General features: G+C 49.6%; 20 protein-coding genes. 7 read left to right on the top strand and 13 right to left on the bottom strand.

What is annotated here, in order from left to right:
- Window positions 1-4: 4 nt before the first annotated feature.
- Genes fdxH through fdhE form a run of 3 tightly spaced genes read left to right on the top strand, consistent with a single transcriptional unit; the run spans window position 5 to window position 2,436 of the window.
- The gene (fdxH, locus tag GOL65_RS13280) at window positions 5-898 is read left to right on the top strand and encodes a formate dehydrogenase subunit beta (RefSeq protein ID WP_140921205.1); all 894 of its coding nucleotides are present in this window, start codon (window positions 5-7) and stop codon (window positions 896-898) included.
- Window positions 885-1,526 (top strand): formate dehydrogenase-N subunit gamma, encoded by a 642-nt coding sequence (gene fdnI, locus GOL65_RS13275; protein WP_267079638.1) that lies wholly within the window; start codon window positions 885-887, stop codon window positions 1,524-1,526. Before fdxH ends, fdnI begins: the two co-directional genes overlap by 14 nt.
- Window positions 1,519-2,436, top strand: a complete 918-nt coding sequence (gene fdhE, locus GOL65_RS13270; RefSeq protein ID WP_140921204.1) for a formate dehydrogenase accessory protein FdhE — start codon at window positions 1,519-1,521, stop codon at window positions 2,434-2,436. Before fdnI ends, fdhE begins: the two co-directional genes overlap by 8 nt.
- 60 nt (window positions 2,437-2,496) lie before the next feature.
- On the opposite strand, the gene GOL65_RS13265 is transcribed toward fdhE, so the two are convergent.
- The 5 genes from GOL65_RS13265 to GOL65_RS13245 all read right to left on the bottom strand — a co-directional run bounded on the left by GOL65_RS13265 (window position 2,497) and on the right by GOL65_RS13245 (window position 9,264).
- The gene (locus tag GOL65_RS13265; protein ID WP_140921203.1) at window positions 2,497-3,354 is read right to left on the bottom strand and encodes a hypothetical protein; all 858 of its coding nucleotides are present in this window, start codon (window positions 3,352-3,354) and stop codon (window positions 2,497-2,499) included.
- Between the two features lie 300 nt (window positions 3,355-3,654).
- Window positions 3,655-4,728 (bottom strand): ABC transporter ATP-binding protein, encoded by a 1,074-nt coding sequence (locus tag GOL65_RS13260; RefSeq protein WP_140921202.1) that lies wholly within the window; start codon window positions 4,726-4,728, stop codon window positions 3,655-3,657.
- The gene (locus tag GOL65_RS13255; protein ID WP_140921201.1) at window positions 4,721-6,490 is read right to left on the bottom strand and encodes an ABC transporter permease; all 1,770 of its coding nucleotides are present in this window, start codon (window positions 6,488-6,490) and stop codon (window positions 4,721-4,723) included. The genes GOL65_RS13260 and GOL65_RS13255 overlap by 8 nt, the downstream gene beginning before the upstream one ends.
- 72 nt (window positions 6,491-6,562) lie before the next feature.
- The gene (locus GOL65_RS13250) at window positions 6,563-7,648 is read right to left on the bottom strand and encodes an ABC transporter substrate-binding protein (protein WP_140921200.1); all 1,086 of its coding nucleotides are present in this window, start codon (window positions 7,646-7,648) and stop codon (window positions 6,563-6,565) included.
- 551 nt (window positions 7,649-8,199) lie between these two features.
- A complete protein-coding gene (locus GOL65_RS13245; protein WP_140921199.1) occupies window positions 8,200-9,264 on the bottom strand; it encodes an NAD(P)-dependent alcohol dehydrogenase in 1,065 nt (354 codons plus the stop codon).
- Window positions 9,265-9,490: 226 nt separating this feature from the next.
- On the opposite strand from GOL65_RS13245, the gene selA reads away from it, so the two are divergent.
- Window positions 9,491-10,882: an L-seryl-tRNA(Sec) selenium transferase gene (selA, locus tag GOL65_RS13240; RefSeq protein WP_140921198.1), complete on the top strand. Its 1,392-nt coding sequence runs from the start codon at window positions 9,491-9,493 to the stop codon at window positions 10,880-10,882.
- Entirely contained in the window at window positions 10,879-12,759 is a 1,881-nt protein-coding gene (gene selB, locus GOL65_RS13235; RefSeq protein WP_140921197.1) for a selenocysteine-specific translation elongation factor, read from the top strand. Before selA ends, selB begins: the two co-directional genes overlap by 4 nt.
- A 297-nt stretch (window positions 12,760-13,056) precedes the next feature.
- On the opposite strand, the gene GOL65_RS13230 is transcribed toward selB, so the two are convergent.
- A complete protein-coding gene (locus tag GOL65_RS13230) occupies window positions 13,057-13,656 on the bottom strand; it encodes a YgjV family protein (protein ID WP_140921196.1) in 600 nt (199 codons plus the stop codon).
- 335 nt (window positions 13,657-13,991) lie between these two features.
- Here GOL65_RS13230 and GOL65_RS13225 point away from each other — a divergent pair, with 335 nt between their 5' ends.
- The gene (locus tag GOL65_RS13225) at window positions 13,992-14,915 is read left to right on the top strand and encodes a LysR substrate-binding domain-containing protein (RefSeq protein ID WP_140921195.1); all 924 of its coding nucleotides are present in this window, start codon (window positions 13,992-13,994) and stop codon (window positions 14,913-14,915) included.
- A gap of 349 nt (window positions 14,916-15,264) precedes the next feature.
- Here GOL65_RS13225 and leuD read toward each other — a convergent pair whose 3' ends face one another.
- The 7 genes from leuD to xylA all read right to left on the bottom strand — a co-directional run bounded on the left by leuD (window position 15,265) and on the right by xylA (window position 22,848).
- Window positions 15,265-15,879 (bottom strand): 3-isopropylmalate dehydratase small subunit, encoded by a 615-nt coding sequence (gene leuD, locus GOL65_RS13220; protein ID WP_140921194.1) that lies wholly within the window; start codon window positions 15,877-15,879, stop codon window positions 15,265-15,267.
- Window positions 15,879-17,303 (bottom strand): 3-isopropylmalate dehydratase large subunit, encoded by a 1,425-nt coding sequence (gene leuC, locus GOL65_RS13215; protein WP_140921239.1) that lies wholly within the window; start codon window positions 17,301-17,303, stop codon window positions 15,879-15,881. The genes leuD and leuC overlap by 1 nt, the downstream gene beginning before the upstream one ends.
- A 52-nt stretch (window positions 17,304-17,355) precedes the next feature.
- Window positions 17,356-18,240 carry an alpha/beta fold hydrolase gene (locus tag GOL65_RS13210; RefSeq protein ID WP_179038345.1) on the bottom strand — a complete coding sequence of 295 codons (885 nt, stop codon included), beginning with the start codon at window positions 18,238-18,240 and terminating at the stop codon, window positions 17,356-17,358.
- 320 nt (window positions 18,241-18,560) lie between these two features.
- Window positions 18,561-18,701 carry a type B 50S ribosomal protein L36 gene (gene ykgO / locus GOL65_RS13205; RefSeq protein WP_130593376.1) on the bottom strand — a complete coding sequence of 47 codons (141 nt, stop codon included), beginning with the start codon at window positions 18,699-18,701 and terminating at the stop codon, window positions 18,561-18,563.
- 396 nt (window positions 18,702-19,097) lie between these two features.
- Complete coding sequence (locus tag GOL65_RS22605; RefSeq protein ID WP_407657501.1) at window positions 19,098-19,508, bottom strand: PsiF family protein; 411 nt, start codon at window positions 19,506-19,508, stop codon at window positions 19,098-19,100.
- Window positions 19,509-19,752: 244 nt separating this feature from the next.
- Complete coding sequence (gene xylB, locus GOL65_RS13195) at window positions 19,753-21,204, bottom strand: xylulokinase (protein WP_140921191.1); 1,452 nt, start codon at window positions 21,202-21,204, stop codon at window positions 19,753-19,755.
- A 324-nt stretch (window positions 21,205-21,528) separates the two neighbouring features.
- Window positions 21,529-22,848, bottom strand: a complete 1,320-nt coding sequence (gene xylA, locus GOL65_RS13190) for a xylose isomerase (RefSeq protein WP_140921190.1) — start codon at window positions 22,846-22,848, stop codon at window positions 21,529-21,531.
- A gap of 577 nt (window positions 22,849-23,425) precedes the next feature.
- On the opposite strand from xylA, the gene xylF reads away from it, so the two are divergent.
- Window positions 23,426-24,424 carry a D-xylose ABC transporter substrate-binding protein gene (xylF, locus tag GOL65_RS13185; protein ID WP_140921189.1) on the top strand — a complete coding sequence of 333 codons (999 nt, stop codon included), beginning with the start codon at window positions 23,426-23,428 and terminating at the stop codon, window positions 24,422-24,424.
- The last annotated feature ends 71 nt before the right edge of the window (window positions 24,425-24,495 follow it).

Below are 24,495 nucleotides of genomic sequence, written 5' to 3'. Positions count from 1 at the left end.
AAATATGTCAATGCAATCTCAAGACATTATTAAGCGTTCCGCCACCAACGCTTTGACGCCGCCTCCACAGGTGCGTCATCACCAGGAAGAAGTGGCGAAACTGATTGATGTAACCACCTGTATCGGCTGTAAAGCCTGTCAGGTGGCCTGTTCAGAGTGGAACGATATTCGTGATGAAATCGGTCATAACGTAGGTGTCTACGACAACCCGGCTGACCTGACTGCCAAATCATGGACCGTGATGCGCTTCTCTGAAGTGGAAGAAAACGGCAAGCTGGAGTGGCTGATCCGTAAAGACGGCTGTATGCACTGTAGCGACCCTGGCTGTCTGAAGGCGTGCCCGTCTGCGGGTGCGATTATTCAGTATGCCAACGGTATTGTCGACTTCCAGTCAGAACATTGTATCGGCTGTGGTTACTGCATCGCCGGTTGTCCGTTCAACGTTCCTCGTCTGAACAAAGAGGATAACCGGGTGTACAAATGTACCCTGTGTGTCGATCGGGTAACCGTAGGTCAGGAACCTGCCTGTGTGAAAACCTGTCCGACGGGTGCCATTCACTTTGGTACCAAAGAGGCAATGATTCAACTGGCAGAAGAACGCGTTGCTGAGCTGCACACTCGCGGCTATGAGAACGCTGGCCTGTACAACCCGGCAGGGGTTGGCGGTACGCATGTGATGTATGTGCTGCACCACGCTGACCGTCCTGAGCTGTATCACGGCTTACCGAACGATCCAACGATCAGTCCGGTGGTTGGCTTCTGGAAAGGCGTTCTGAAACCGCTGTCAGCAGCCGCGTTTGTTGCCAGCTTCGCAGGCCTGATTTATCACTACATCGGCGTTGGGCCGAACAAAGTAGATGAAGACGATGACGAGGAGGATCATCATGAAGAAAAGTAAGATGATTAAACGAGTCTCGTTTATCGATCGAGCGTGTCACTGGACAGTGGTCATCTGTTTCTTTCTGGTGGCGCTGTCGGGCATCGCGATGTTCTTCCCGACCCTGAGCTGGTTAACTCAGACTTTTGGTACACCACAGATGGGGCGTATTTTGCACCCCTTCTTTGGCGTACTGATTTTCTGTGTGCTGGTACTGATGTTTTTCCGCTTTGTGAAACACAACATCCCGAAGAAAGAGGATATCAGTTGGTTCGTCCATATTGTTGATGTACTGAAAGGCAAAGAGCATGAAGTGGCTGACGTGGGTAAATATAACCCGGGTCAGAAGGCGATGTTCTGGAGCATTATGGGGTTAATCCTTGTTTTGCTGGTGAGCGGCGTGATTATCTGGCGTCCTTACTTTGCTGAGTTCTTCCCAATATGGGCTATCCGCTTAGGTTTAATGATCCATGCCGTAGCGGCTATCGTGCTGATTCACGCTATCCTTATCCATATTTATATGGCATTCTGGGTGAAAGGTTCTATTACCGGGATGATAGAAGGCAAGGTCAGCCGCAAGTGGGCCGCCAAGCATCATCCTCGTTGGTATCGTGAAGTTGTAGCCGAGGAAGAAAAAAAGAATGAGTAGTATCCGCATCGTCTCCCCGGACGAAGTGGCAAAAACGGCGGGAGCAATCCCGCCGTTGTTATTTGCCAATTTAAAGAGTCTCTATTCCCGTCGCGCTGAGCGCCTGCGTCAGCTGGCTGAAAACCATCCGTTAGGCGACTACCTGAAGTTTGTCGCGACGGTGGTGGATGCCCAGAGCCATGCTCAGCATGACCATCCGTTAAGCATCGACCTGTCCGAAACGCTGAAAATCTCGGCGGCCACCGGAAATCCACCTCTGTCGGTGAAGTATTTTCCGCGTACTCAGCACTGGCAACAGCTGCTGTCGGCCATTATTGCCGAGCTGGAGCCGGAAGCGCCAGAACACGTATTACCGGTTCTGGAATCGCTGAAGAAGATGGGGACTCAGGAGCTGGAAAATCTGGCCACTGACCTGCTAACCGGCGAAATCGGTAAAGTGGGTAGTGATAAAGCACCATTCCTGTGGGCGGCTCTGTCGGTTTACTGGGCGCAAATGGCGACCCAAATACCAGGCAAAGCGCGTGCAGACTATGGTGAAGGCCGTCATAACTGCCCAATCTGCGACAGTGCACCGGTTGCCAGCATGGTCCATATCGGTACTGAAGCAGGCTTACGCTACCTGCATTGCAGCCTGTGCGAAAGCGAATGGCATATGGTGCGGGTGAAGTGCTCTAACTGCGAACAAACCGGTAAGCTGAATTACTGGTCGCTGGACAGTGAAACTGCCCCGGTCAGAGCCGAAAGTTGTGGCGACTGCGGAAGCTACCTGAAGATTTTATATCAGGAGAAAGATCAGTATGTTGAGCCAGTAGCTGACGATTTAGCCTCGCTGGTGCTGGATGCCAAGGTAGAGGAAGAAGGTTTTGCCCGCAGCGCGCTAAACCCATTCCTGTTCCCTTCGGGAGAGTAGTTTAACTCCGCGGTATTTTAATCGTTATTCCGATTGTTATCGGAATAACGGTTTCATCATTTATTGAAGGTGGGAAAACGCTACTCCAGCGTCAGATTCCTGCTGAAACCCCTGTTGCTGCTGTAAAGTCCAGACTCCGCACTCATTCCAGCATACCTTTTCCTTTTTCCGCTCAATCATATAGTTGGTAAAAAGACCGGTCTTCATCATGCGGTTCAGGAAAGCAAAAGATCGATCGTACTGTTTCCAGTTAATTTTTTGCCCGCCGATATCCGCCGTCATCTGCATCAGTTGCGCCTTACCCAGATAACCCACTTCACAGGCCAGAGTATAAACATGAGCTTTATACAGGATTTCAATATGCCGGATATGGTCAGCCAAATGTTTATCTGTAAGCAGTGGAGCCATTTTTTTAGGATGAATTTGTGCAATGGCCTGTAGAGCGTCGTTGATGGTATGGATATTAATTTCAGTCAGCAGGTTCTGGTATTCCGTCGCTGAACAGTTCTGCTTAATCGCAATCAGCGACAGGGGCGATACGTGGAATAGCTCAATAAACTGCTGGGGAGAGAGGTAAGTTAATAGCAGATCCCACAGAACGGCGGCCCGATAGTCATTCACATCGCTAGCGCCGGTAACGCCAAAGTCATCCGCCAGAATCCCTGTTAATTGGGCCTTTTGCTCTGCCAGATAATATCCCGGCATATGATTTTCGGGGGTGAATTGGTTATTAAAGAAAAACTCTAAACAGCGCAGTGGCTGTGCGCAGGCAACCAGTTTGAGTTCTGCCGGTGAGCACTCATTTCGTTGCTGCATCAGCTTATCGGTATTCAGCTTCTTCAGATTTTCCCGTACCGATTTAATAAATGCGCGAGCGATAATAATAAAAACGATACCCGCGAAGATCGCTATGACCATAGTTCATTCCATTGATTAGCTAAACTCATATCGAATGCATATTAAGACAGAATGACGGTGGAGGGGTATGGAATTTTATCTCAATGCGCCCGCTTGATGAGGCCCACCTCATTGGTGAAATGGAGCGCTCTACAGTTAAGTACAGATGGTCTTCCGGCCGGGCACAACGATGATTTGAGCGACATCGTTGTGCCCGGCCGGAATATTCACTAAAGCCAATTTATCTGATTTGTCATCAATCTCAGCGCTCCTTACGCCATAAAAGCGCTGAGACTGCTTATTGGTTAACACAAAAAACAATTAACCAGGAAATATCCACACCTGATCCGCAGGCATAGACAGTCGACACTGGCTTCCGCTGGCCGGCTTGGTGGTACCGAAAGCCCGCAGTACCGGAGAGTCTTCGTTAGACTCGCGGAACAGATACTCCCAGTGGCTACCGAGATACATACCGGTCAGCAGCGGTAGTTCCAGACTGTTTTGTTCGGCGACATCATTGAGTTTCACCTGCTCAACGCGAATCACCGCCGTGACGTTTTGGCCGACTTTCAGTGCGCCACCCGGTTTTCCCCACAGCTTCCAACTGCTTCCCTGAATGCAGGCATAGTCGCCCGCAAGTTCGGCAACGTGGCCGTAAAGCCGGTTGTTGCTGCCCATAAATTCAGCGCTGAACAGGGTGGTTGGCGTAGAGTACATCTCCTGTGGGGTGCCCTGTTGCTCAATCACGCCATTATTCAGCAGCAGAATGCGATCGGAAATCGCCATAGCTTCGTTCTGATCGTGGGTTACCATCAGTGCCGATAGCCCTAAATCAACAATCAAACTGCGCAGGAACACCCGTGCTTCTTCACGCAGTTTGGCATCCAGATTGGAAAGCGGTTCATCCAGCAGCAGCACCGGCGGGTTATAAACTAGCCCCCGACCAATCGCCACTCGCTGTTGCTGTCCGCCCGATAGCTGGTGAGGATAACGCTGGCCTAAGTGACCCAGCCCTAACTGATCCAGTACCGCCTGAACCCGCTGCTTCATTTCGGCAGTTGGGGTTTTGCGTAGTTTAAGAGGATAGGCAATATTGTCGAAAATGGTCATATGGGGCCACAGGGCATAAGACTGGAAAACCAGCCCCAGATTGCGCTCTTCCACCGGGATCTCCTGGTTGGTGTTGCCGTCATACACCACGCGATCCCCAATGATAATACGACCCTGACAGGGTGCTTCCAACCCGGCGACGGCACGTAACAGCGTGGTCTTTCCACTGCCCGATGGACCGAGCAGGGTGACAACCTCGCCTTTTTTTAGCTGCATCGAAACCCCTTTTAATACCGGGTTAGTGCCGTAATTTAAATGCAGACTCTCTACAGTGAGTTCAGTCATTGAGTTTTACTCCAAAACGCAGTGCGATGCCTAAGCCGAACATGACTAAAACAATATTGATAAATGACAGGGCAGCGACGATATCGACAGCACCCGTAGCCCACAGGGAAACCAGCATCGAACCGATGGTTTCCGTACCCGGCGATAGCAGATACACGCCCGTTGAATATTCCCGCTCAAAGATCAGGAACATCAGCAGCCAGGAACCAATCAGGCCATAACGGGCCAGCGGTACGGTAATTTGTCGGGTAACCTGACTACGCTGTGCGCCGGTACTGCGAGCGGCTTCTTCCAGCTCGGCACCTACCTGTAACAGCGCTGAGGAGATAAGCCGCAGACCATAAGCCAGCCATACCACGGTATAAGCTAACCAGACGCTGAAAATGGTATTGCGGGTTGCCCGCATCCAGACAATGACGTTATCCCGCATCCACTGGGCGCCGGGCAGAACCGACATATAGCCATCAGCCAGAGACTTGTCCATCCACATAGGGGTAAACAGGAATACCCATAAGAAAGCCAGACCGGCCAGTATTCCCGGCACCGCCCGAGGGATCAGCACGCTATAGTCGAGAAAACGGGTAGTGCGATCCGGTTTACGGTGCATTGCCAGACCAATAAAGGTGTAACAGATTACCGCCAGCGCTCCGCCGAACACGCCGATAGCCACCGAGTTGATAATGGCCCGAATCAGGTTTGGCTGTGAGAACACGGTGCGGAAGGTATCCAGCGATAGCTGATCAAACAGCGAAACGCCCACACCCCAGTTAGAGACAAATGCCCGCAGCAGTATGCCGGTGAGCGGTACAAAAATGGTTACAATCAACCACAGGATAACCACGGCCGCAGATACCCAGCGCCATTTGCCCAGTGGCAGCACGTGCGCCTGTGACGCTTTGCCTTTTACTGTGACAAAGCGATTCGCGGTGCGCATTAAGCGGCGTTGTAGCATGATCAGCGGAATAGTAATACTGATCAGAACTACCGCGACCACCGCCATCAGATGGTAAGAAGGGATACCCAGTTTGTTGGTCAGTTTGTATAAGTAGGTTGCCAGCACCAGGTTACCTTCAGGATCTCCCAGCACTAACATCAGGCCGAACACTTCCAGACCGAGGAAGAACAGCAACACGGTGGCGTACAGAATCGCTGGTCTGACCATCGGCAGGCTCACAGAAACCATCACGCGAAACGGCGATGCTCCAGAGATGCGCGCCGCTTCTTCTACATCAGAACCCATATTGCGTAATGCAGATGAGATATACAGATAGGCGTGTGGCACATGCATCAGACCAGCAATAATGATAATGCTGGTCATAGAGTAGATGTTCCACGGCACAAATCCAAACAGATCCTGCATCCACAGGGAGAAGAAGCCAACCGGACCGGCGGCAACCACATAGCCAAACCCCAATACCATTGGAGAGACAAACACCGGCACCAGAATCATTGGTTCTATCCAACGACGGCCCGGCAGATCGCTTCTGACAATCAGGAAAGCCAGAATACCGCCCAGAGGAATAACAATGACCACCAGCCCGATAGCCAGAATAAAGCCGCTTTTTAGCGCCTTATAAACGTCCGGATCGTCAAAAACGAAGCGGTAGGCGTCGAGGCTGAAGGTTTTGTCAGGAACAAAAAAAGGAGCAGACAGAAAGCTTTGGGTGACAATAAGCGCTAAGGGTCCGTAGATAAACAGTGCCGTTAGCATCACTACTACACCGCGCGGCAAGCTCTGCTTTATTTTGCGCAACGAGTACATGATAAAACCCTGTAGAAAAGAGAAGGTTAACGACAGGGGCACCATGACCCCTGTCGTTAGAGTCGTTTGTTATTATTTACCGGTGACAGAACGCCATTTTTTCAGATAATCCAGACGCTTATTCTGCTCCAGATATTCCAGCAGCGTTTCATTAACCGGAATAGGTTTCAGTGAACTACCCAGTAATTTAGTGGTGCCCGCTACGTCGTTATCGCCGTTGATATCGTCACGAATAGAGGTGATGTTGGCCTGATTGGCGACAATATCCTGGCCTTTTTGTGACAGCAGATAATCCAGCCATAGCTTGGCGGCGTTAACGTTTTTCGCCTGCTTGCTGATAAAGGTCACGCGGGAAAGTACCAGGGTGTAATCCGATGGATAAGCGATGCCCAAGGATGGATCTTTAGCCGCACGGGTTTTAGCGTAGGGTTCCAGAATGTTGTAACCGATCAGATTCTCTCCGGAAGAGACGCGCTCAAGCATAGTACCGGTTGATGACTGAACCACCATTCCCGCGCTGGAGATGTCTTTCAGATGATCCCAGTATTTAGGATCGTTTTTCATATCTTCAACCGAGAGCATAAAGCCAAGAGCGGATTTCTCGATATCGTAAGTGGTGACTTTGTTTTTAAATCTGTCCGACTGGCTTTTCACTAGTTCACCCAGAGCGGCGTGAGATTTAGGAATTTCATCTTCTTTAATCAGGCGCTTGTTATAGATAAATACCAACGGCTCATAGGTGGTGCCATAAGCGGTATCTTTCCATACCGCCCAGGTTGGGATCTTACCGGCTTCCGGTGATTTATAGGTTAATGCATAGTCGGTTGCCAGCTTCAGGCCGGTGTCCATTGCAGAGCTCCAGACCACATCGCCGCTGCCGCTGGATGAAGCCTGTTCGCTGATATAACGGTTATACAGTTCAGTACTGTTCATATCGTTATATTCAACGGTGATATTTGGATACAGCGTTTCGAACCCTTTAATAATCGGTGCAGCGGCGGCGGTATCGGTGGTGGAATAGATCACCACTTTGCCCTCTTTATTGGCAGCATCGATAATTTTTTGGTAGTCGGCAGGGTAGTTTTCAGGGGCAGCCAGAGCGGAACCAACGGACAGGGTTAGCATACTGACGATGAATAAATTTGATTTCCTGGACATGCTAGTATTCCCATTGTTTATCAGGTTATAGACAAAATTAAGTATGGGTGGAAAGGGGGGTATGACAAGGTGAGGATGAGCGATTGTTAATTAAATGTGATGGAATTAAAGTTATTGTTGTTGAGTTGTTAAGGTTTGCATGAGGTGTTTGAGGGGGGAAGAGATTTTTGGGAGTTAGGGAATGGTTTTTATGGAGTTAATTAGGGGTTATTGTTTAATTTGTTGATTAATATGTGGATATTTGGTTTTGAGTGGGTTTCGTCCACGAATAGTACAGCGTACAGATTGACTGTGGTGGGTGTGGCCGAGCAGGGGGGCATTTGGGCGAATGCCCCCCTGCACCCCCCGCGCCTTCGCACCCGAATCCAGGTCGCTTAGGCGACTTCCCTCCGCCTTCGTTCGGGCTTACGCACCGGCACTGATTCGCTCCCGGCGAAGCAGTGCCTCGCCAAACATCCATGTTTGGCGTGCTACCCTCTCTCAGTTGTCGGCTGAATTCCAGTGCTCTTTTGAAGGTCAAGGGATAAGGACCTAAAGGGTAAGGATTGGGGTTACAGGTTTTCTGTCTCTATCGATTTCATATCAATGACAAACCGGTATTTGACGTCGCTTTTTAGCATTCGGGTGTAGGCCTGGTTGATTTCCTGAATGTTGATCATTTCTACGTCGCTGGTGATGTTGTGTTGGGCGCAGAAGTTGAGCATTTCCTGAGTTTCAGCGATGCCGCCGATCAGGGAGCCAGCCAGGCTTTTGCGGCCCATCACCAGCAGTCCGCTGTTCATGGGTGGTTCGACCGGTTCCAGCAGGCCAACCAGTACGCAGGTGCCGTCGCGTTTTAGGGTGGCGAGGTAAGGGTTAAGGTCGTGCTGTTGAGGAACGGTATCCAGAATGAAATCAAAGTGGTTTGTTACCGCTTTCATCTGATCGGCATCGGAGGACAGTACTACATGGTCGGCTCCCAGTCGGATGGCTTCCGAGGCCTTGCTCATTGAACGGGTGAACAGGGTGACGTCAGCGCCTAAGGCTTTGGCAAATTTCAGTGCCATATGGCCTAAACCACCTAAGCCGACCACTGCCACTTTATGGCCTTTGCCAATCTTCCAGTGGCGTAACGGTGAGTAAGTAGTAATGCCAGCGCACAGCAAAGGTGCGGCGGATTTAGGGTCGAGTTTTTCCGGCAGGCGCAACACGAACTTCTCGGAAACCACGATAGATTCAGAATAGCCGCCATATGTAATGGTGCCGTCATGGCGGTCTTTGCCGTTGTAGGTAAAAGTAGCCACGTTTTCACAGAACTGTTCAAGGCCATCCTGACAGGAGGCGCAATGCTGGCAGGAATCCACCATACAGCCAACGCCAACCCAATCTCCCGGTTTATAATGAGTGACGTTTTTGCCGACGGCGGTTACCTGACCAATAATCTCATGGCCGGGAACTACCGGATAAATGGTGTTGTGCCATTCATTGCGGGCCTGATGGATATCAGAGTGGCAAACGCCACAGTATAAAATCTTGATTGCTACATCGTCTTCTCGCGGGTCACGACGAATAATGGCGTGAAGAGCAACGGGAGACGTAGCGGAAGTGGCAGCAAAGCTGCGAATATTCATAGTCATAGTGATTATCACCTTGTAGCGCTGACGGAATAAAAAGAGGGATGAGCGGAAGTAAAACGGGCCGCATCCATACAGCATAAAAATTATGCTGACTGCTATTAAGCGTAGCCGCCATTGACTGATTTCACCATTTCATCGATATCATTCACGCCCTGAGCAGCTTACGCTTCACGTTATGGCGCTGAGCCGATATATTAGCGTCATTGATTTTTAACAGGTCGCACTCATGAATAATCAAACTCAATCCCTGTACAGCCAGCTTCCCTCGGTGGATCGCTTACTTAATGAGCCGGATATGGAGCCGCTATTGGTTCAATTCGGTCAACATCTGGTGGTGGCGTCGCTGCGTCATTTACAGCAGCAGGCCCGACAGGAGATTAGCCAGTTCAATCGATTACCTGAGTGGAGCCACAACTGGATTGAGGCGGTTAGCCATCATCTGACGCAGAAACAGCGCAGCGGTTTACAACCGGTATTCAACCTGAGTGGAACCGTGCTGCATACCAATCTGGGGCGGGCGCTGTTGGCAGAAGAGGCGATTGATGAAGTTGCCAGCGCCATGCGTCATGCGGTGACGCTGGAGTACGATCTGGACGGTGCCGGGCGCGGCCATCGGGATAATGTGATTTCCGAGCTGCTGAGTGAATTAACTGGCGCTGAAGCGGCCTGTATTGTGAATAACAATGCCGCTGCGGTGATGCTGATGCTGGCTGCGGTAGCAGCAGATAAAGAAGTTATCGTTTCTCGTGGTGAGCTGGTGGAAATTGGCGGCGCATTCCGGGTGCCGGATGTGATGCGTCAGGCGGGGTGTAAGCTGGTGGAAGTGGGTACGACCAACCGTACCCACCTGCGTGATTACCGTGATGCGGTGAGCGAAAGCACCGGGTTGTTAATGAAAGTGCATACCAGCAATTACAGTATTCAGGGTTTTACTGCTGCGGTTGATGAGTCGGAGCTGGTGGCACTGGGTCGAGAGCTGAATTTGCCGGTAGCCACTGATCTTGGTAGCGGCTCATTAATCGATTTACAGCAGTATGATTTACCTGCTGAGCCAATGCCCCAAGACCTGATTGCGGCGGGTGTGGATTTAGTGACATTTTCCGGTGATAAATTGCTGGGCGGCCCGCAGGCGGGGATTATCCTTGGTTCGAAAAAGTGGATTGAGAAAATCCAGCGTCACCCATTAAAACGCGCCCTGCGCGCCGGAAAGCTAACGCTGGCGGCGCTGGAAGCTACATTACGCCTTTACCAACAGCCAGAACGTTTAGCTTATTCCCTGCCGACTCTACGTTTGTTAAGCCGTGATGCGGCTGAAATGCAAGGAATGGCAATGCAGTTATTATCGCCATTACAGGCCTGTTACGGCGGACATTTCACCGTACAGACAGAGCCTTGCCTGTCACAAATTGGCAGCGGTTCATTACCGGTCGATCGTCTGCCCAGCTATGCCCTGACTTTCGAGCCAAAAGATGGCCGCGGCCGAACGCTGGAAGCGCTGGCGGAAAAATGGCGCGCGCTGCCAAAACCGGTGATTGGTCGGATACAGGAAGGAAAGCTATGGTTGGATTTGCGCTGCCTTGAAGATGAATCTGAATTGCTGGAGATGTTGTTAGCATGATTATTGCCACCGCCGGACACGTTGACCACGGAAAATCCACGCTGCTGCAAGCACTGACCGGAGCAGGCAGCACCGATCGCCTGCCGGAAGAAAAACGCCGTGGAATGACCATTGATTTAGGCTATGTCTTCTTACCATTGGAAGATGGTCAGGTGCTGGGTTTTATCGACGTTCCGGGTCATGAAAAGTTTTTGGCAAATATGCTGGCTGGTGTTGACGGTGTTCAACATGCCCTGCTGGTGGTGGCCTGTGACGACGGCATCATGGCGCAAACCCGGGAGCATTTGGCGATTTTACGCCTGGTGGGTATTCCTGCCATTACCGTCGCCTTAACCAAGGCGGATCGGGTCACGCCTGAGCGTATTGCCAGCGTCAAAAGCCAGATTACCGATGAGCTAAGTACTCAGGGTTGGGATGATTGCCCGATCTTTGTCACCGCGGCTCCACAGGGGACGGGTATCCCGGAACTGCGCGAGCATTTAATTAATTTATATCAGCACCGAATCGAAGATAATGAAGCATCAATCCATCGCTTTCGCCTGGCGGTTGACCGTAGTTTTACTATCAAAGGTAGCGGCCTGGTGGTCACCGGCACCGCATTTAGCGGACAGGTTAGCGTAGGGGATACCCTGTGGCTGACGGGGGTTAATCGACCGGTGCGGGTAAGAAGTATCCACGCTCAGAATCAACCGGCAGAGCGGGCGGGTGCCGGTGAGCGTATTGCGTTAAACATTACCGGCGATATGGGTAAGCAGGATGTAAATCGCGGAGACTGGCTATTGCAGCAAACGCCACCAGAAGCCGGAGACCGGGTCCTTGCGATCCTGCATTGTGATAAGCCACTTCGCCACTGGCAGTCGGTACATTTGCATCATTCAGTTAACCATATTACCGGCCGTATTTCTCTGTTACAGGAAGGGGCGGTTAGCGCTGGCAGTGACGTATTAGTGGAGCTGGTGCTGGATGAAGCCTTACTGCTGGCGGAGAACGATCGCATTATTGTGCGTGATATCAGCGCCCGTGAAACGTTGGGCGGTGCGCGAGTGTTGTTACTTCAGCCACCGCGCAGAGGTAAGCGCCAGCCGGAATATCTTGAAAAGCTTAACCAGCTCAGTCAGGCACAAAATGATATGCAGGCTTTACAGCTGCGTCTGGCAGAAGGCAGTTTATCCCTTAAAGCATTTGGCTGGGCGCGTCAGTTAACTGACGATGGGCTGCAAATACTGTTAACGGCATCAGGCTGTAAAGTGGTGGGTGATACCGCTCTGCAACAGGAAAAAGTGCAGGAGTTCCAACAACGGTTGATTGATACTCTGAGAGATTTCCATCAGCAACATTTAGATCAGTTGGGTGTAGGGCGAGCCAGACTACGTCGCATGGCGTTACCCTCTGAGCCGGAAGCGCTGGTGTTCTCGCTGATTGATATGCTGCTGGCAGACAAGCGTCTGAGCAACAGCCGGGGATGGTTGCATCTGCCGGAGTTTAGTCTGGCATTCACTCCTGATGAACAGGCGATATGGCAACGTATAGAAGAGATATTTGGTGATGACCCTTACTGGGTGCGGGATTTAGCCGCCGAGCTGGCGCTGGATGAGCAGTTGGTGAGAGGCGTATTGCGTAAAGCGGCGCAGCTGGGTCACATTACCGCAGTGGTTCGCGATCGCTATTATCTGAGTGGTCGTATTCGCCAGTTTGCCGATTTGATTCGTACTATGCACACCACGCAGGGCAGCACCTGCGCAGCCGATTTTCGCGATCGGCTGGGAGTAGGGCGTAAGCTGGCGATTCAGGTTCTGGAGTTTTTTGACCGCAGCGGCTTTACCCGCCGGCGTGGCAACGACCACTTACTTCGCGATCAGGGGTTGTTTTTGGATTAGGTTGCTGACAAACCTAATAAATTAGCATCTGCAAATATTCCGACCGTAAAAACTCTCTGCTTATATCGGCCCCGATAACGGTCGGTAAACACTCTGTACTTAGCTACGGAGCGCGATGGGCTTGGCCGGGTTAGGGGCGGTTATGAAACACCTTGCGGTGTTTCACCCTGCGGGCCAGCGCTTGCGCCAAGTCGACCCCAACACCCGTCCCTCCCATCGATTGGCTCTATTAAGGGACTAAACTGAGCTAGTAGACTTTGTCATCAGTCTGTTAAGCCCACGCGATAAAACGCGGGCTTACTTTTGTTCTACTACTTTTTCTTCCGGGCGCTGTTCTTCTAATGCTCTTTCTTCTTCTGCCGCTTTAACCACTTTGCTTTCAATGGCAAATGGGTCGATACCGCGTTTTTGCATACGGTAGAAGCGAATAATGTTGAAGCCGTTCATCAGCAGAAAGCTCCCTTCAATCAGGGTTCCGCCAATGGAGCCAGCCCAAATATTGTGGGTAACCCAACAGGCGGTTGAGCACCACATAATGCTGCGCATCTTTAAACCATGTGTACGGAACATCGCCCAGGTACTGGCAATAGTCCCGGCAATTGGCAGTGCCTCAATCGGGTGCTGAATTTTCATGGTGGCTAAGATTAGCGTCAGAGTAATAAAAATCATCATTACCCAAAGATTACGCCACCAGATAGAGGTGATAGTACGTATTGCGCTAAGTAGTACGCTCATTGCGGCAGCATTGGCACCCATCATAAAGAAGTGACAGCTCATGATGGTTGAGTAGGCAGAAAGTTGATATTTAAAACCGCGTTCGTTGCGGTTAAAAAACATGGTAATACCTACCAGAAACGCCACGCCGCCCACGGCCTGCGCGGCCCAATAAAATGTCATGACCAGAATTTCCTTACAGAAAACAATGTTATTTTTTTGCAGATAATAAAACGTGAGAAGTGAATCGCATCACTCAGGTTGGTTCAGAGATACTCTTGATCAGGTCATTTCGGGAATGGCTGTTTCAGTCACTAATTAATGTGAAGTTTATCACACTTTAATCGAGTGCTCCCATAGCATTGTTAGCAGGGTTAAAATATAGTCAGATATCAGGATATTCCTGAGTTAATCGGGGTTTCTGTTTATAAAATCATAGAACCTTAAACAATAATAAAACAGAAAGCCCATCTGGCAGTTTGCTTTAAGGTGTATCGTTTTACTTCAGGGTTATTTTTATGTCGATTAGCCGCTCTCCATTGCCGTTAAATGAAGATTTACGGGTTTTTCTCACCGTAGTCAGAAAGCATAGCTTTGCTAAAGCTGCCGTTGAGCTGGGAGTATCTCCCGCTTACATCAGTAAACGGATTAATGTGCTGGAAAAGGTACTGGATATAAAACTGTTTCATCGCAGTACCCGCAGCATTGTATTAACAGAAGAGGGCGAGAAAGCCAGGGTGTGGGCAGACAGGATTCTGGGGGATCTCGACGACTTTATCAGTGACGTTTCAGAGGCGCGCCATGAACCGCAGGGCACATTGCGTATTGTCAGCTCTTTTGGCTTTGGTCGCCAGTTTGTCGCCCCGGCAATTTCCCAACTGGCAAAGCAGTATCCTAATCTGGCTATCCAACTGGTTACTTCAGACCACGTTATCGATTTGGTTGCAGAGGGCTTTGATTTAGAAATCCGCGTCGGCAGCGATTTGCCGAATCAATATATGGCAAAAAAACTGCTGGATAACCAGCGTGTGCTTTGCGCTTCACCAGACTATCTGGCCGTTAAAGGCCAGCCCGAAACCCTGGATGATTTAGTCCATCACGACTGTCTGGTGATCAAAGAGCGGGATACCCCTTTTGGCAGCTGGCTATTAAGTGACAAAGATGAAAAACCACAAACTATCCGGGTTGACGGCCGACTTTCCTCCAACAGTGGTGCTATCGTGCTGCAATGGGGCCTGGAAGGCCACGGTATCTTCCTGCGCTCCATGTGGGATGCCAAGCGCTATATTGACGAAGGCAAACTGATCAACGTACTACCAGAATATACCCAAAATGCCGACATCTGGGCGGTATACCCCATGCGCCTCTCAAACTCCGCCAAACTAAAAGTCTGCGTAGAATTCCTGCAACTCTATTTTAAGTGGGCAGATATAGAGGAATAAATCCTTTCTGTGAAGAGCCACTCTCCAATTTGCTTTTGCTCTTAATTTTGACCTTGTTTTTGCCCTTCTCATTAAGCACTGGAATTCCAGCCGACAACTGAGAGAAGCCAGCACGCCAAACATGGATGTTTGGCGAGGCACTGCTTCGCCTGGAGCGAATCAGTGCCGGTGCGTTAAGGCTGAATGAAGGCGGAGGGAAGTCGCGTAGCGACCTGGATTCGGGTGCGAAGGCGCGGGGGTGCAGGGGGCGTTCGCCCTAACGCCCCTTGCTCGGCCACTTGCACGAAAGCTAATCTATATTCTGCACGATTAGTGGACGAAATTGATCCGGGCTAAATATTTACAGTTCTCAATTAATCCCCAACCAAGGACTCCCTACCCCATACCGCTTCTCAAAATCTCTAATCTCCCCCTGATACTCCATCGTCACCCCAATCGCATCCAATCCCTTCATCAGCGCCAGCCTGTTTCTCTCATCCAGCTTAAAGCCAATTACCCGACCATCATCCAACTGAATCTGTTGCACCGACAAATCAATACTGATCGTATTGTGTTGTGGTTCACCAGCCACCGCTGCCACTTCCGCAACCTGCTCCGGCGTTAAGCAAATCAGCAGTACGCCGTTGCGCTGACAGTTATCCGCAAAGATACCGGCAAATGAGGTACCAATCAGGGCGCGAATGCCGGTTTGCTGCAAGCCCCATACTGCATGCTCACGACTGGAGCCGCAGCCAAAGTTAGGGCCAACCACCATAAATGAACTACCGTGCCACTCCGGGCGATTGAGGATAAACTCCGGATTGGGCTGGCCATCGGGCAACAGACGCAGGTCAAAGAACAGGCCGCGATCCAGATTTTGACGATCGATACCCTTCAAAAACTGCTTTGGCATAATGACATCGGTATCAATATTGGCATCCATCATCGGTGCCACTTTCCCTGTTACTACTGTGAAAGTTTGCATTATTGTTCTCCACCGTTGATTGAACGCACATCGGCCAGATGTCCGGCGATTGCCGCCGCCGCGACCATCGCCGGGCTCATTAAATGGGTGTGGGAACCGGCACCCTGTCGACCGGCAAAGTTACGGTTGGTGCTGGAGGCGCAGCGATCGCCGGGTTCCAGTACGTCTTCATTCATCGCCAGACACATAGAACAGCCCGATTGACGCCACTCGAAACCGGCATCGATAAAGATTTTCGCCAGACCTTCCTGTTCCGCCTGTTGCCGTACCAGTGTAGAGCCGGGAATAATCATGCCTCTTACGTGTGGGGCAATTTTCTTACCTTTCAGCACTTCTGCCGCCAGACGAAGATCTTCAATCCGCCCATTGGTACAGGAACCAATAAAGGCGTGAGAAATTGGAATATCGGTTAAACGCGTACCTGGCTTAAGCGCCATATAGGCCAGCGCTTTTTCCTGAGCCAGACGCTTCTGAGGATCTTTTTCATCTGCCGGGTCAGGTAGTACGCCGCTGATATTATCGGCCTGATCCGGGCTGATACCCCAAGTCACCATGGGTTCGAGCTTATCGCAATCCAGTTCTATTTCCCGATCGAATTCCGCACCCTCATCGGTATATAAGTTCTGCCATGATTGCAGTGCTAATTCCCACATTTCGCCTTTTGGTGCACGGGGCTTGTCCTGCAGATATTGATACACCTTTTCATCCGGCGCCATAAAGGCACCTCGTGCACCGGCTTCTACCGCCATATTGCAGATGGTCATTCGACCTTCAACACTGAGCTGAGTAATTACCGGGCCGGTAAACTCGATGGCAAAACCGGTAGCGCCGGAAGCGCCAATCTTCTGAATCAGCAGCATAATGATATCTTTGGCCGTCACCGCCGGGCCGAGTTTACCGCTGACCTTAACCCGCATGGTTTTCAGTCGCTTGTAGGCCAGAGTTTGGGTTGCCAGAAAGTGCTCAATTTCAGAAGTACCAATACCAAAACCAAAAGCGCCGAGGGCACCATAAGTGGTGGTATGGCTGTCACCCGCTGCAATCACCATGCCGGGTAATACAAAACCTTGTTCCGGTGCGACTACGTGTTCAATGCCCTGACGGGTATCTAAAACATCAAACAGCTCTATACCAAAATCGCGACTGTTTTCACGGAAGTAATCAACCTGCAACTGGCCGCCAGGATCGGTCATTTTGTCATCGCGCACTGGACGGGTAGGGTTTACGTGGTCCACGTTCAGCAAGACGCTTTCTGGTCGCCATGCCTTGCGGTTTTTCTCTCTTAGTCCGCTGAATGCCTGCGGGCTGGTGTACTCATTCAGGATGGAGCGATCGATATACAATAGTACATTGCCCTGATCGTCCAGTTCACGGACAGTATGGGAATCAATCAGTTTTCGATATAAGGTTTTTGCACAAGCCATGGTGTTGTTCTCTTGATTAATTTTATGGTTGGCATTGAAAAGGCCACGCCCCTCAGCGAATGGAGGCAAAAAAGTCCAGCACTTCTCGGGTGAGCTGCTCAGGAACTTCTTCAGCAATGTAGTGACCGGACGGCATGGCTTTGCCTCGAACATTGGTCGCCACTTTTTTCCATTCTGCCAGCGCATCAAAGCATTGCTCTATTGCTCCGTGCTGTCCCCACAGCGCCAGCATCGGGCTGGTAACCTGGTGTCCTCTATCCAGATCGTGCTGGTCATGTTCCAGGTCAATACCGGCGCTGGCCCGATAGTCTTCACAAACGCCATAAGCGCTACCGGGAAGGCTCAGGCAACGTTGGTATTCAGCCAGTGCATGTGGGGTAAATGACGCCATTCCGGCACTGCGAACGCCCATTACGCTATGCAGATAAAGTAAGGGATCGCTTTCAATTAATTTTTCCGGGAAAGGGGTAGGGCGAATCAATGTGAACCAGTGCCAATAGGCGCGGGCAAATTTTTCATCGGTTTGGCGATACATCGCCAGCGTTGGGGCGATATCCAGCAGTACCATTCCTGATACTGCGTCTGGATGGTCTAAAGCCAGACGGTGGGCTACGCGAGCGCCTCTGTCGTGCGCCAATACATAGAATTGAGAGAATCCCAGTTTGTTCATCAACTCATACATATCCTGAGCCATCAGGCGTTTGGAATAGAGGCTTTGGTCTGGTGGTGACACCGGTTTGTCACTGTCACCGTATCCACGCAGATCGGCAGTCACAATGGTAAAGTGCTGTGCCAGAGCCGGAGCCACCTTATGCCACATCATATGGGTTTGGGGATGACCATGCAGCATCAGCAGTGCAGGCCCCTGACCGGTAGTGCGATAACTAATATCTATATGATTAACTTTGCATTTTTTTTGTTCTAATCCAGCCAACATTGCGACATCCTCCCGCTATTAGATCGTTTTTAAGTATTGTAAATAGCCTCTTGGTATTAACAATAGAGCGTTATGTGAACGGATTAAATACAAAGTGTGTTGAATGAGGTTAAAAAGCGAGCAATAAACAGGGGGATAGATACCGATTAAGTTAGTGGTTACTAACTTAATTGCGAAGATAAAATTATTATCATGATTATTATGGATATTTATTTTTTCAGTATTTGATGCGGATTACTTGAAAAGTTAATGGGTAAAGATAAATAGTTAGTAAGCACTCACTGGGAGAGTGCTTTTCACTAAATCGAAAGGGATAATGGTTAACGCTTTTTCTTTCCACCCTGTACTGCTTTAAATCGTGGGTTGGTTTTGCATATAACGTAGATTTTACCCCGGCGGCGTACTACTTTGCAGTCTGGATGGCGCTGTTTAGCGGAGCGTAGAGAACTTAGTACCTGCATGATAACTCCTGAATTGATATGTTATAATATAACAATTACAAGTATGCACTGACCTTGAGGTAGGGTCAATTAGTGGGTGATAAAAAATGATCGTGTTATTAGTGGGAAGTGAAGGTGTCAGGTGAGGTATATGAGACGGCTAACAAACCAGATAAATTGGCCTCACTGAATATTCCGGTCGTAAAATATTAAGTGCTTATATTGGCTTTGTGCTCGACCGGAAGACCGCTTGTACTTGGCTTCAGTGCATGTCGGGCCTGGCCTCCCTACGGGCGCTTCGTTGGCTTACGCCAAGTCGACCCCCACGGGAGCCCCTCCCGACAATTGACTATATTAAAACTCAAATCTGGAATATCCCGCCTTGTGGCGGGATATTCTTTGTTATGTCGGGAAGAATCAGGCGGCTTTTTTCAGGCAGGTGTTCATAAAGGTTTTGCGATCGTCACCTTTCAGTGCTTTATCGCCGGCTTCCTTATTACAATCGGCCATTTTTTGTTGCTGTGGGGTAATCGTCTTTTCAGCGGTATCCGCTTTGCCTTTCAGGCAACTGCTCATAAAGGCTTTGCGATCGTCACCCTTCAGGGCTTTATCACCGGCTTCTTTATTACAGTCGGCCATTTTTTGTTGCTGAGCGGTCATTTTCTTTTCGCTTTCTGCTGGCTTAGCTTTCAGACAGTTGCTCATAAAGGTTTTACGCTCATCCCCTTTAAGGTCTTTATCTGTTGCTTCTTTATTACAACTGCTCATTTTATCGCGCTGGGCAGTTTGAGCTTTGGTTGGTTCTTTTGCTGTTGTGTCGGCGGCCATTGCTGCACCGGATAAAAAACAAAGGCTTAATACAACGGGTAATACAGAAGAAATACGCATCACAATTACTCCCTTTAAATAGCGGAAAACGTGATAAGCATAGTCCTTGTGGTAATAAAGTGACACAGAGGGGCAGAAAAATTTATCGACATGAAGAACCGAAAAGGAGAGATAATTCTTTATTATTCATTTGGTTGATTAAATCTGCTCGCCATATGAATTTGACGAGCAGGTTTGGATTTAATTAACACAATGGCAGAAGTTGCTGATAAAGCGTTTTAAATGTAGCTCTTCTTTCCTGATAGTGAGCATAAAGCTCAGGATTTGGTTGATGGCGTTGTTCCAATGGCAGTTCCGGGCAAAGGTCTGCCAGCGCAATACCAGGGTTCATGGCAATTTGTGCCAGTCGGGCTGCACCTAATGCCGGGCCAACATCGCCACCGGTACGGTATTCCAGCGTTTGACCGCTGATGTCAGCAAGAAGCTGACGCCAGTACGGACTACGGGCTCCGCCGCCAATCAGTGCAATTTGAGTGGGTTTCAGACCAGTAGCGTGTAATACGTCCATGCTTTCTGCCAGCGCGAAACTCACACCTTCCAGTACCGCTCTGGCCAGATCGGTTGCATTATGTTGATGAGTTAGCCCCCAGAATGCGCCTTTAGCTGCCGGGTTGTTGTGCGGTGTGCGTTCTCCGGAAAGATAGGGCAGAAACCATACTGGCGTATCGGCAGGAGGCGTTTGCTCAATGGCTTTCAGTAGCGCTGGCACGCTGGAAATATTGGTTAACTTACAAGCCCAGTCGAGGCAGGAAGCGGCACTGAGAATTACTGACATTAGGTGCCAGGTGTTTGGCAGCGCGTGGCAGAAGCTGTGAACCGCGCTTTCCGGATTACTCAGGAAACCATCGCTGACGGCAAAATAAACACCGGAAGTTCCCAGAGAAAGCATCGCCTGACCTTCACGATACAGCCCAATACCGATAGCACCGGCTGCGTTATCACCGCCACCGGCCGCCACCGGGATTTGATTAATCTTCCAACGAGCGGCGATATCTGCTTTAACGTTGCCGGTAATCTGGCAGCCTTCAAATAGTGTCGGCATATTATCGCGGCTTAGGTTACAGGCGGCGAGGATCTCATCGCTCCAGTCACGTTTGCCAACGTCCATCCACATGGTGCCAGCCGCATCGGACATATCGCTGGCCAGCTCGCCGGTAATCAGCAAGCGTAAATAATCTTTTGGTAACAGCACTTTGTCTGTTGTCTGAAAAACAGCAGGTTCATGTTTTTCCACCCATTTTAGTTTTGGGGCGGTAAAGCCTGGCATCATCAGGTTGCCGGTAATGGCTCTAGATTGAGGAACTATTTTTTCCAGCTCGGCACATTCGGCGGCACTGCGGCCATCGTTCCATAAAATGGCAGGGCGCAATACCTTCATCTGTTTATCTAACAGGGTTGCACCATGCATTTGCCCGGTCAGGCCCATGGCTTTAACTGAGCTTAAATCGTGCTGAGCCGCCAGCGCCTGCATCGCTTTATCGGTGGCTTGCCACCAGTCATCAGGATTTTGCTCTGACCAAAGGGGATGAGGACGGGAAATAGAAAGCGCTTCAGAGTGAGTGGCAATAACCTGTTGCTGCTCACTGAGGAGGATAACTTTTACGCCGGAAGTGCCGAGGTCGATACCGATGTACATGGTGAGAGATCCTTGTTGTAGGGAGTAATAGGCCCTTGACCTTTAGTACAAGCGTCCGAATGTTGCCGAAGGAGGACTGAAGGTAGCATGAGCAGCATGGATGCTGCGAAAGACATAGCGCCGCCGGGAGCGGCTCTATGTCGGTGCGTTAAGCCTTCAGGCTGACTGAGGTTGCCGCAGCAAAGCTGCGGTCAACATTCGGCAGCGTAGGCGCGGGGTTGTAAGGGGCGTTCGCCTTAACGCCCCTTACTCGGCCGCTACACGATAGCTAATTTAGACACTGCACTTTTACGGACGAAATATACACTGATACTGATTTTTGGATCATCCAAATAAATATCGGTTCACCAGATTTTCCAGTAACTCCTGCTGTCCTGACTTATGCTGTGGCTGCAGGTTATTGCTTTCCACATATTTTGCCAGTGATTCCAGTGAACTTTCGCCTTCCAGGATTTGTTGACCCAGTTTGCCATTCCAGCCAGCGTAGCGCTCGGAGACTTTTTGGTCCAGTTTGCCGTCTTGTACCATTTTAGCGGCAACTTTCAGCGCCAGTGCCATGGTGTCCATCGCGCCAATATGACTGTAGAACAGATCGTACTTATCGGTACTCTGGCGACGGACTTTAGCGTCGTAGTTCAGGCCACCGGTAGTGAAACCGCCCGCTTTGATGATTTCATACATAATCAGTGCGTTTTCTTCCACGCTGTTCGGGAACTGGTCGGTGTCCCAACCCAGTTGAGCATCGCCACGGTTGGCATCAACCGAGCCGAAAATACCCAGCGCAATGGCAGAGGCGATTTCATGGTGGAAGCTGTGACCTGCCAGCGTAGCGTGGTTAGCTTCGATATTGACCTTAATCTCTTTTTCCAGACCAAACTGCTTCAGGAAGCCATATACCGTTGCCACATCGTAGTCATACTGATGTTTGGTTGGCTCTTGTGGTTTTGGTTCAATCAACAGGGGGCCGTTAAAACCAATTTTATGTTTATGCTCTACCACCATTTGCATAAAGCGCCCAAGCTGCTCGCGCTCCTGACGCAGGTCGGTATTTAACAGGGTTTCATACCCTTCACGGCCCCCCCACAGCACATAGTTCTCACCGCCCAGACGCTGGGTGGCCTGCATGGCACTGACCACCTGAGTGGCGGCGTAAGCGAATACTTCCGGGTCCGGGTTAGTTGCCGCACCGGCAGCGTAACGTGGGTTGGTAAAGCAGTTCGCCGTGCCCCATAACAGTTTCACACCGGTTGACTGTTGTTTTTCTGCCAGTACGTCGGTCATCAGCGCCAGATTATTCAGATACTCTTTAATGGTGCTGCCTTCAGGGGATACATCCACATCGTGGAAGCAATAGAAAGGTACATTTAGCTTATGGAAAAACTCGAAGGCAACATCTGCTTTGGCTTTTGCCAGCTTGATGGCATCACCCGCCGATTGCCATGGGCGATCGAATGAACCTACGCCAAACATATCGGCACCATTCCAGCAGAAGGTGTGCCAGTAACAGGCGGCAAAGCGCAGATGGTCAGCCATACGCTTACCCAGAACCAACTCATCCGGGTTGTAGTGGCGGAAAGCCAGTGGATTGTTACTGGCGGTGCCTTCGTAGCGCACCTGGTCAAGTTTATCGAAATACTGAGTCATGGTGGTTTCCTTTAAGCGATGTATTTAGGTCATTCGGTCAAATAGCATTTAGCGCGATTTATTTATCACTGAAACTGCTCGCTCAATAAATAATAAAATTGCGTTATTACATTTCTTAAAAATATAAATTGACGCAGTTTTAGCGCTATTTGTTTTATATTGTCGGAATCATAGAGATTTAAAAAAATGAAGGTTATTCCTAGATTTGAATAGTGAGTTATGAAATTTAACTACTGTGATTATGCTCACAATAATAAACCTTAAAACGGTAAGGAAATTATTTTTAATGGTGTTTGTTTTTATCATTAATTTTAAATATTTCTTTTATATACAGTTTGTTATGATTTATTTTTGAAATAAAAACATTGATTGCTATTTTTATTTACTCAGCAAAACATGACCTCTCTCATAAAAATGAAAATAAACTAAAAAACGTAATAACGGGGTAAGAATCTGTAATTGATACTCTGGTTATAACTGATAACACTATAGTGGTTAAATATTTATCGGTAATAAATAGAAACGGGGAAATACCCGCTTTCACTGAAATAGCTTAACCAAAATAGGATGTTATCAAATGAAATTAAAGCATGTTTTACTTGCCGTTTGTGCATCACTGGCGCTATCAGGACACATGGTAAATGCCAAAGAAGTTAAAATAGGTATGGCGATTGACGATCTGCGTTTAGAACGCTGGCAGAAAGATCGCGACATCTTTGTCAGCAAAGCTGAGTCATTAGGGGCCAAAGTATTCGTACAGTCTGCCAACGGTAACGAAGAAACCCAAATGTCGCAGATTGAAAATATGATCAACCGTGGCGTAGACGTACTGGTGATCATTCCCTACAACGGTCAGGTGTTGAGTAACGTTATTGCAGAAGCTAAACGTGAAGGCATCAAAGTACTGGCTTATGACCGCATGATTAACGATGCGGATATCGATTTTTATATCTCCTTTAACAATGAAAAAGTGGGTGAGCTACAGGCTCAAAGCCTGGTTGAACGTGTGCCTCAGGGCAACTACTTCCTGATGGGAGGCTCACCGGTGGATAACAACGCCAAGCTGTTCCGTCAGGGGCAGATGAACGTGCTTAATCCACTGATTAAAGAAGGAAAAATCAAGATAGTTGGCGACCAATGGGTTGATGCCTGGTTAGCAGAGAACGCGTTGAAAATCATGGAGAACGCCTTAACCGCTAACAACAATAAAATTGATGCCGTCGTTGCTTCTAATGACGCCACTGCCGGTGGCGCGATTCAGGCACTGGTAGCTCAGGGGCTGTCGGGTAAAGTTGCCATCTCCGGTCAGGATGCTGACCTTGCTGGTATCAAACGTATCGTTGCCGGTACTCAAACCATGACGGTGTATAAGCCAATCAGCAAGCTGGCAAATGATGCGGCGGAGATCGCGGTAGAAATGGGTAAAGGCGAGACACCAAAAGCGAACGCCACTCTGAATAATGGTAAAAAGGATGTGCCATCTTATCTGCTGACACCAATTCAGGTAGATAAATCCAACATCGATTCAACGGTTGTGGCCGATGGCTTCCACAGCAAAGAGAGCATCTATAACTGATTTACCTGCAATCGGGTGCTGCATAAGCAGCACCCAGTATCAGCTTAATGGTCGTTATCTCTTTGTGGAGT

This window comes from Limnobaculum xujianqingii (assembly GCF_013394855.1).
In the GTDB taxonomy this organism is placed as follows: domain Bacteria; phylum Pseudomonadota; class Gammaproteobacteria; order Enterobacterales; family Enterobacteriaceae; genus Limnobaculum; species Limnobaculum xujianqingii.
This window is presented reverse-complemented; position numbering and strand designations above follow the sequence as displayed.

Coding starts and splice junctions, on each gene's coding strand:
- fdxH (WP_140921205.1), top strand. CDS start 5: ATGTCAATGCAATCTCAAGACATTATTAAGCGTTCCGCCACCAACGCT.
- fdnI (WP_267079638.1), top strand. CDS start 885: ATGAAGAAAAGTAAGATGATTAAACGAGTCTCGTTTATCGATCGAGCG.
- fdhE (WP_140921204.1), top strand. CDS start 1,519: ATGAGTAGTATCCGCATCGTCTCCCCGGACGAAGTGGCAAAAACGGCG.
- GOL65_RS13265 (WP_140921203.1), bottom strand. CDS start 3,354: ATGGTCATAGCGATCTTCGCGGGTATCGTTTTTATTATTATCGCTCGC.
- GOL65_RS13260 (WP_140921202.1), bottom strand. CDS start 4,728: ATGACTGAACTCACTGTAGAGAGTCTGCATTTAAATTACGGCACTAAC.
- GOL65_RS13255 (WP_140921201.1), bottom strand. CDS start 6,490: ATGTACTCGTTGCGCAAAATAAAGCAGAGCTTGCCGCGCGGTGTAGTA.
- GOL65_RS13250 (WP_140921200.1), bottom strand. CDS start 7,648: ATGTCCAGGAAATCAAATTTATTCATCGTCAGTATGCTAACCCTGTCC.
- GOL65_RS13245 (WP_140921199.1), bottom strand. CDS start 9,264: ATGACTATGAATATTCGCAGCTTTGCTGCCACTTCCGCTACGTCTCCC.
- selA (WP_140921198.1), top strand. CDS start 9,491: ATGAATAATCAAACTCAATCCCTGTACAGCCAGCTTCCCTCGGTGGAT.
- selB (WP_140921197.1), top strand. CDS start 10,879: ATGATTATTGCCACCGCCGGACACGTTGACCACGGAAAATCCACGCTG.
- GOL65_RS13230 (WP_140921196.1), bottom strand. CDS start 13,656: ATGACATTTTATTGGGCCGCGCAGGCCGTGGGCGGCGTGGCGTTTCTG.
- GOL65_RS13225 (WP_140921195.1), top strand. CDS start 13,992: ATGTCGATTAGCCGCTCTCCATTGCCGTTAAATGAAGATTTACGGGTT.
- leuD (WP_140921194.1), bottom strand. CDS start 15,879: ATGCAAACTTTCACAGTAGTAACAGGGAAAGTGGCACCGATGATGGAT.
- leuC (WP_140921239.1), bottom strand. CDS start 17,303: ATGGCTTGTGCAAAAACCTTATATCGAAAACTGATTGATTCCCATACT.
- GOL65_RS13210 (WP_179038345.1), bottom strand. CDS start 18,240: ATGTTGGCTGGATTAGAACAAAAAAAATGCAAAGTTAATCATATAGAT.
- ykgO (WP_130593376.1), bottom strand. CDS start 18,701: ATGCAGGTACTAAGTTCTCTACGCTCCGCTAAACAGCGCCATCCAGAC.
- GOL65_RS22605 (WP_407657501.1), bottom strand. CDS start 19,508: ATGGCCGCCGACACAACAGCAAAAGAACCAACCAAAGCTCAAACTGCC.
- xylB (WP_140921191.1), bottom strand. CDS start 21,204: ATGTACATCGGTATCGACCTCGGCACTTCCGGCGTAAAAGTTATCCTC.
- xylA (WP_140921190.1), bottom strand. CDS start 22,848: ATGACTCAGTATTTCGATAAACTTGACCAGGTGCGCTACGAAGGCACC.
- xylF (WP_140921189.1), top strand. CDS start 23,426: ATGAAATTAAAGCATGTTTTACTTGCCGTTTGTGCATCACTGGCGCTA.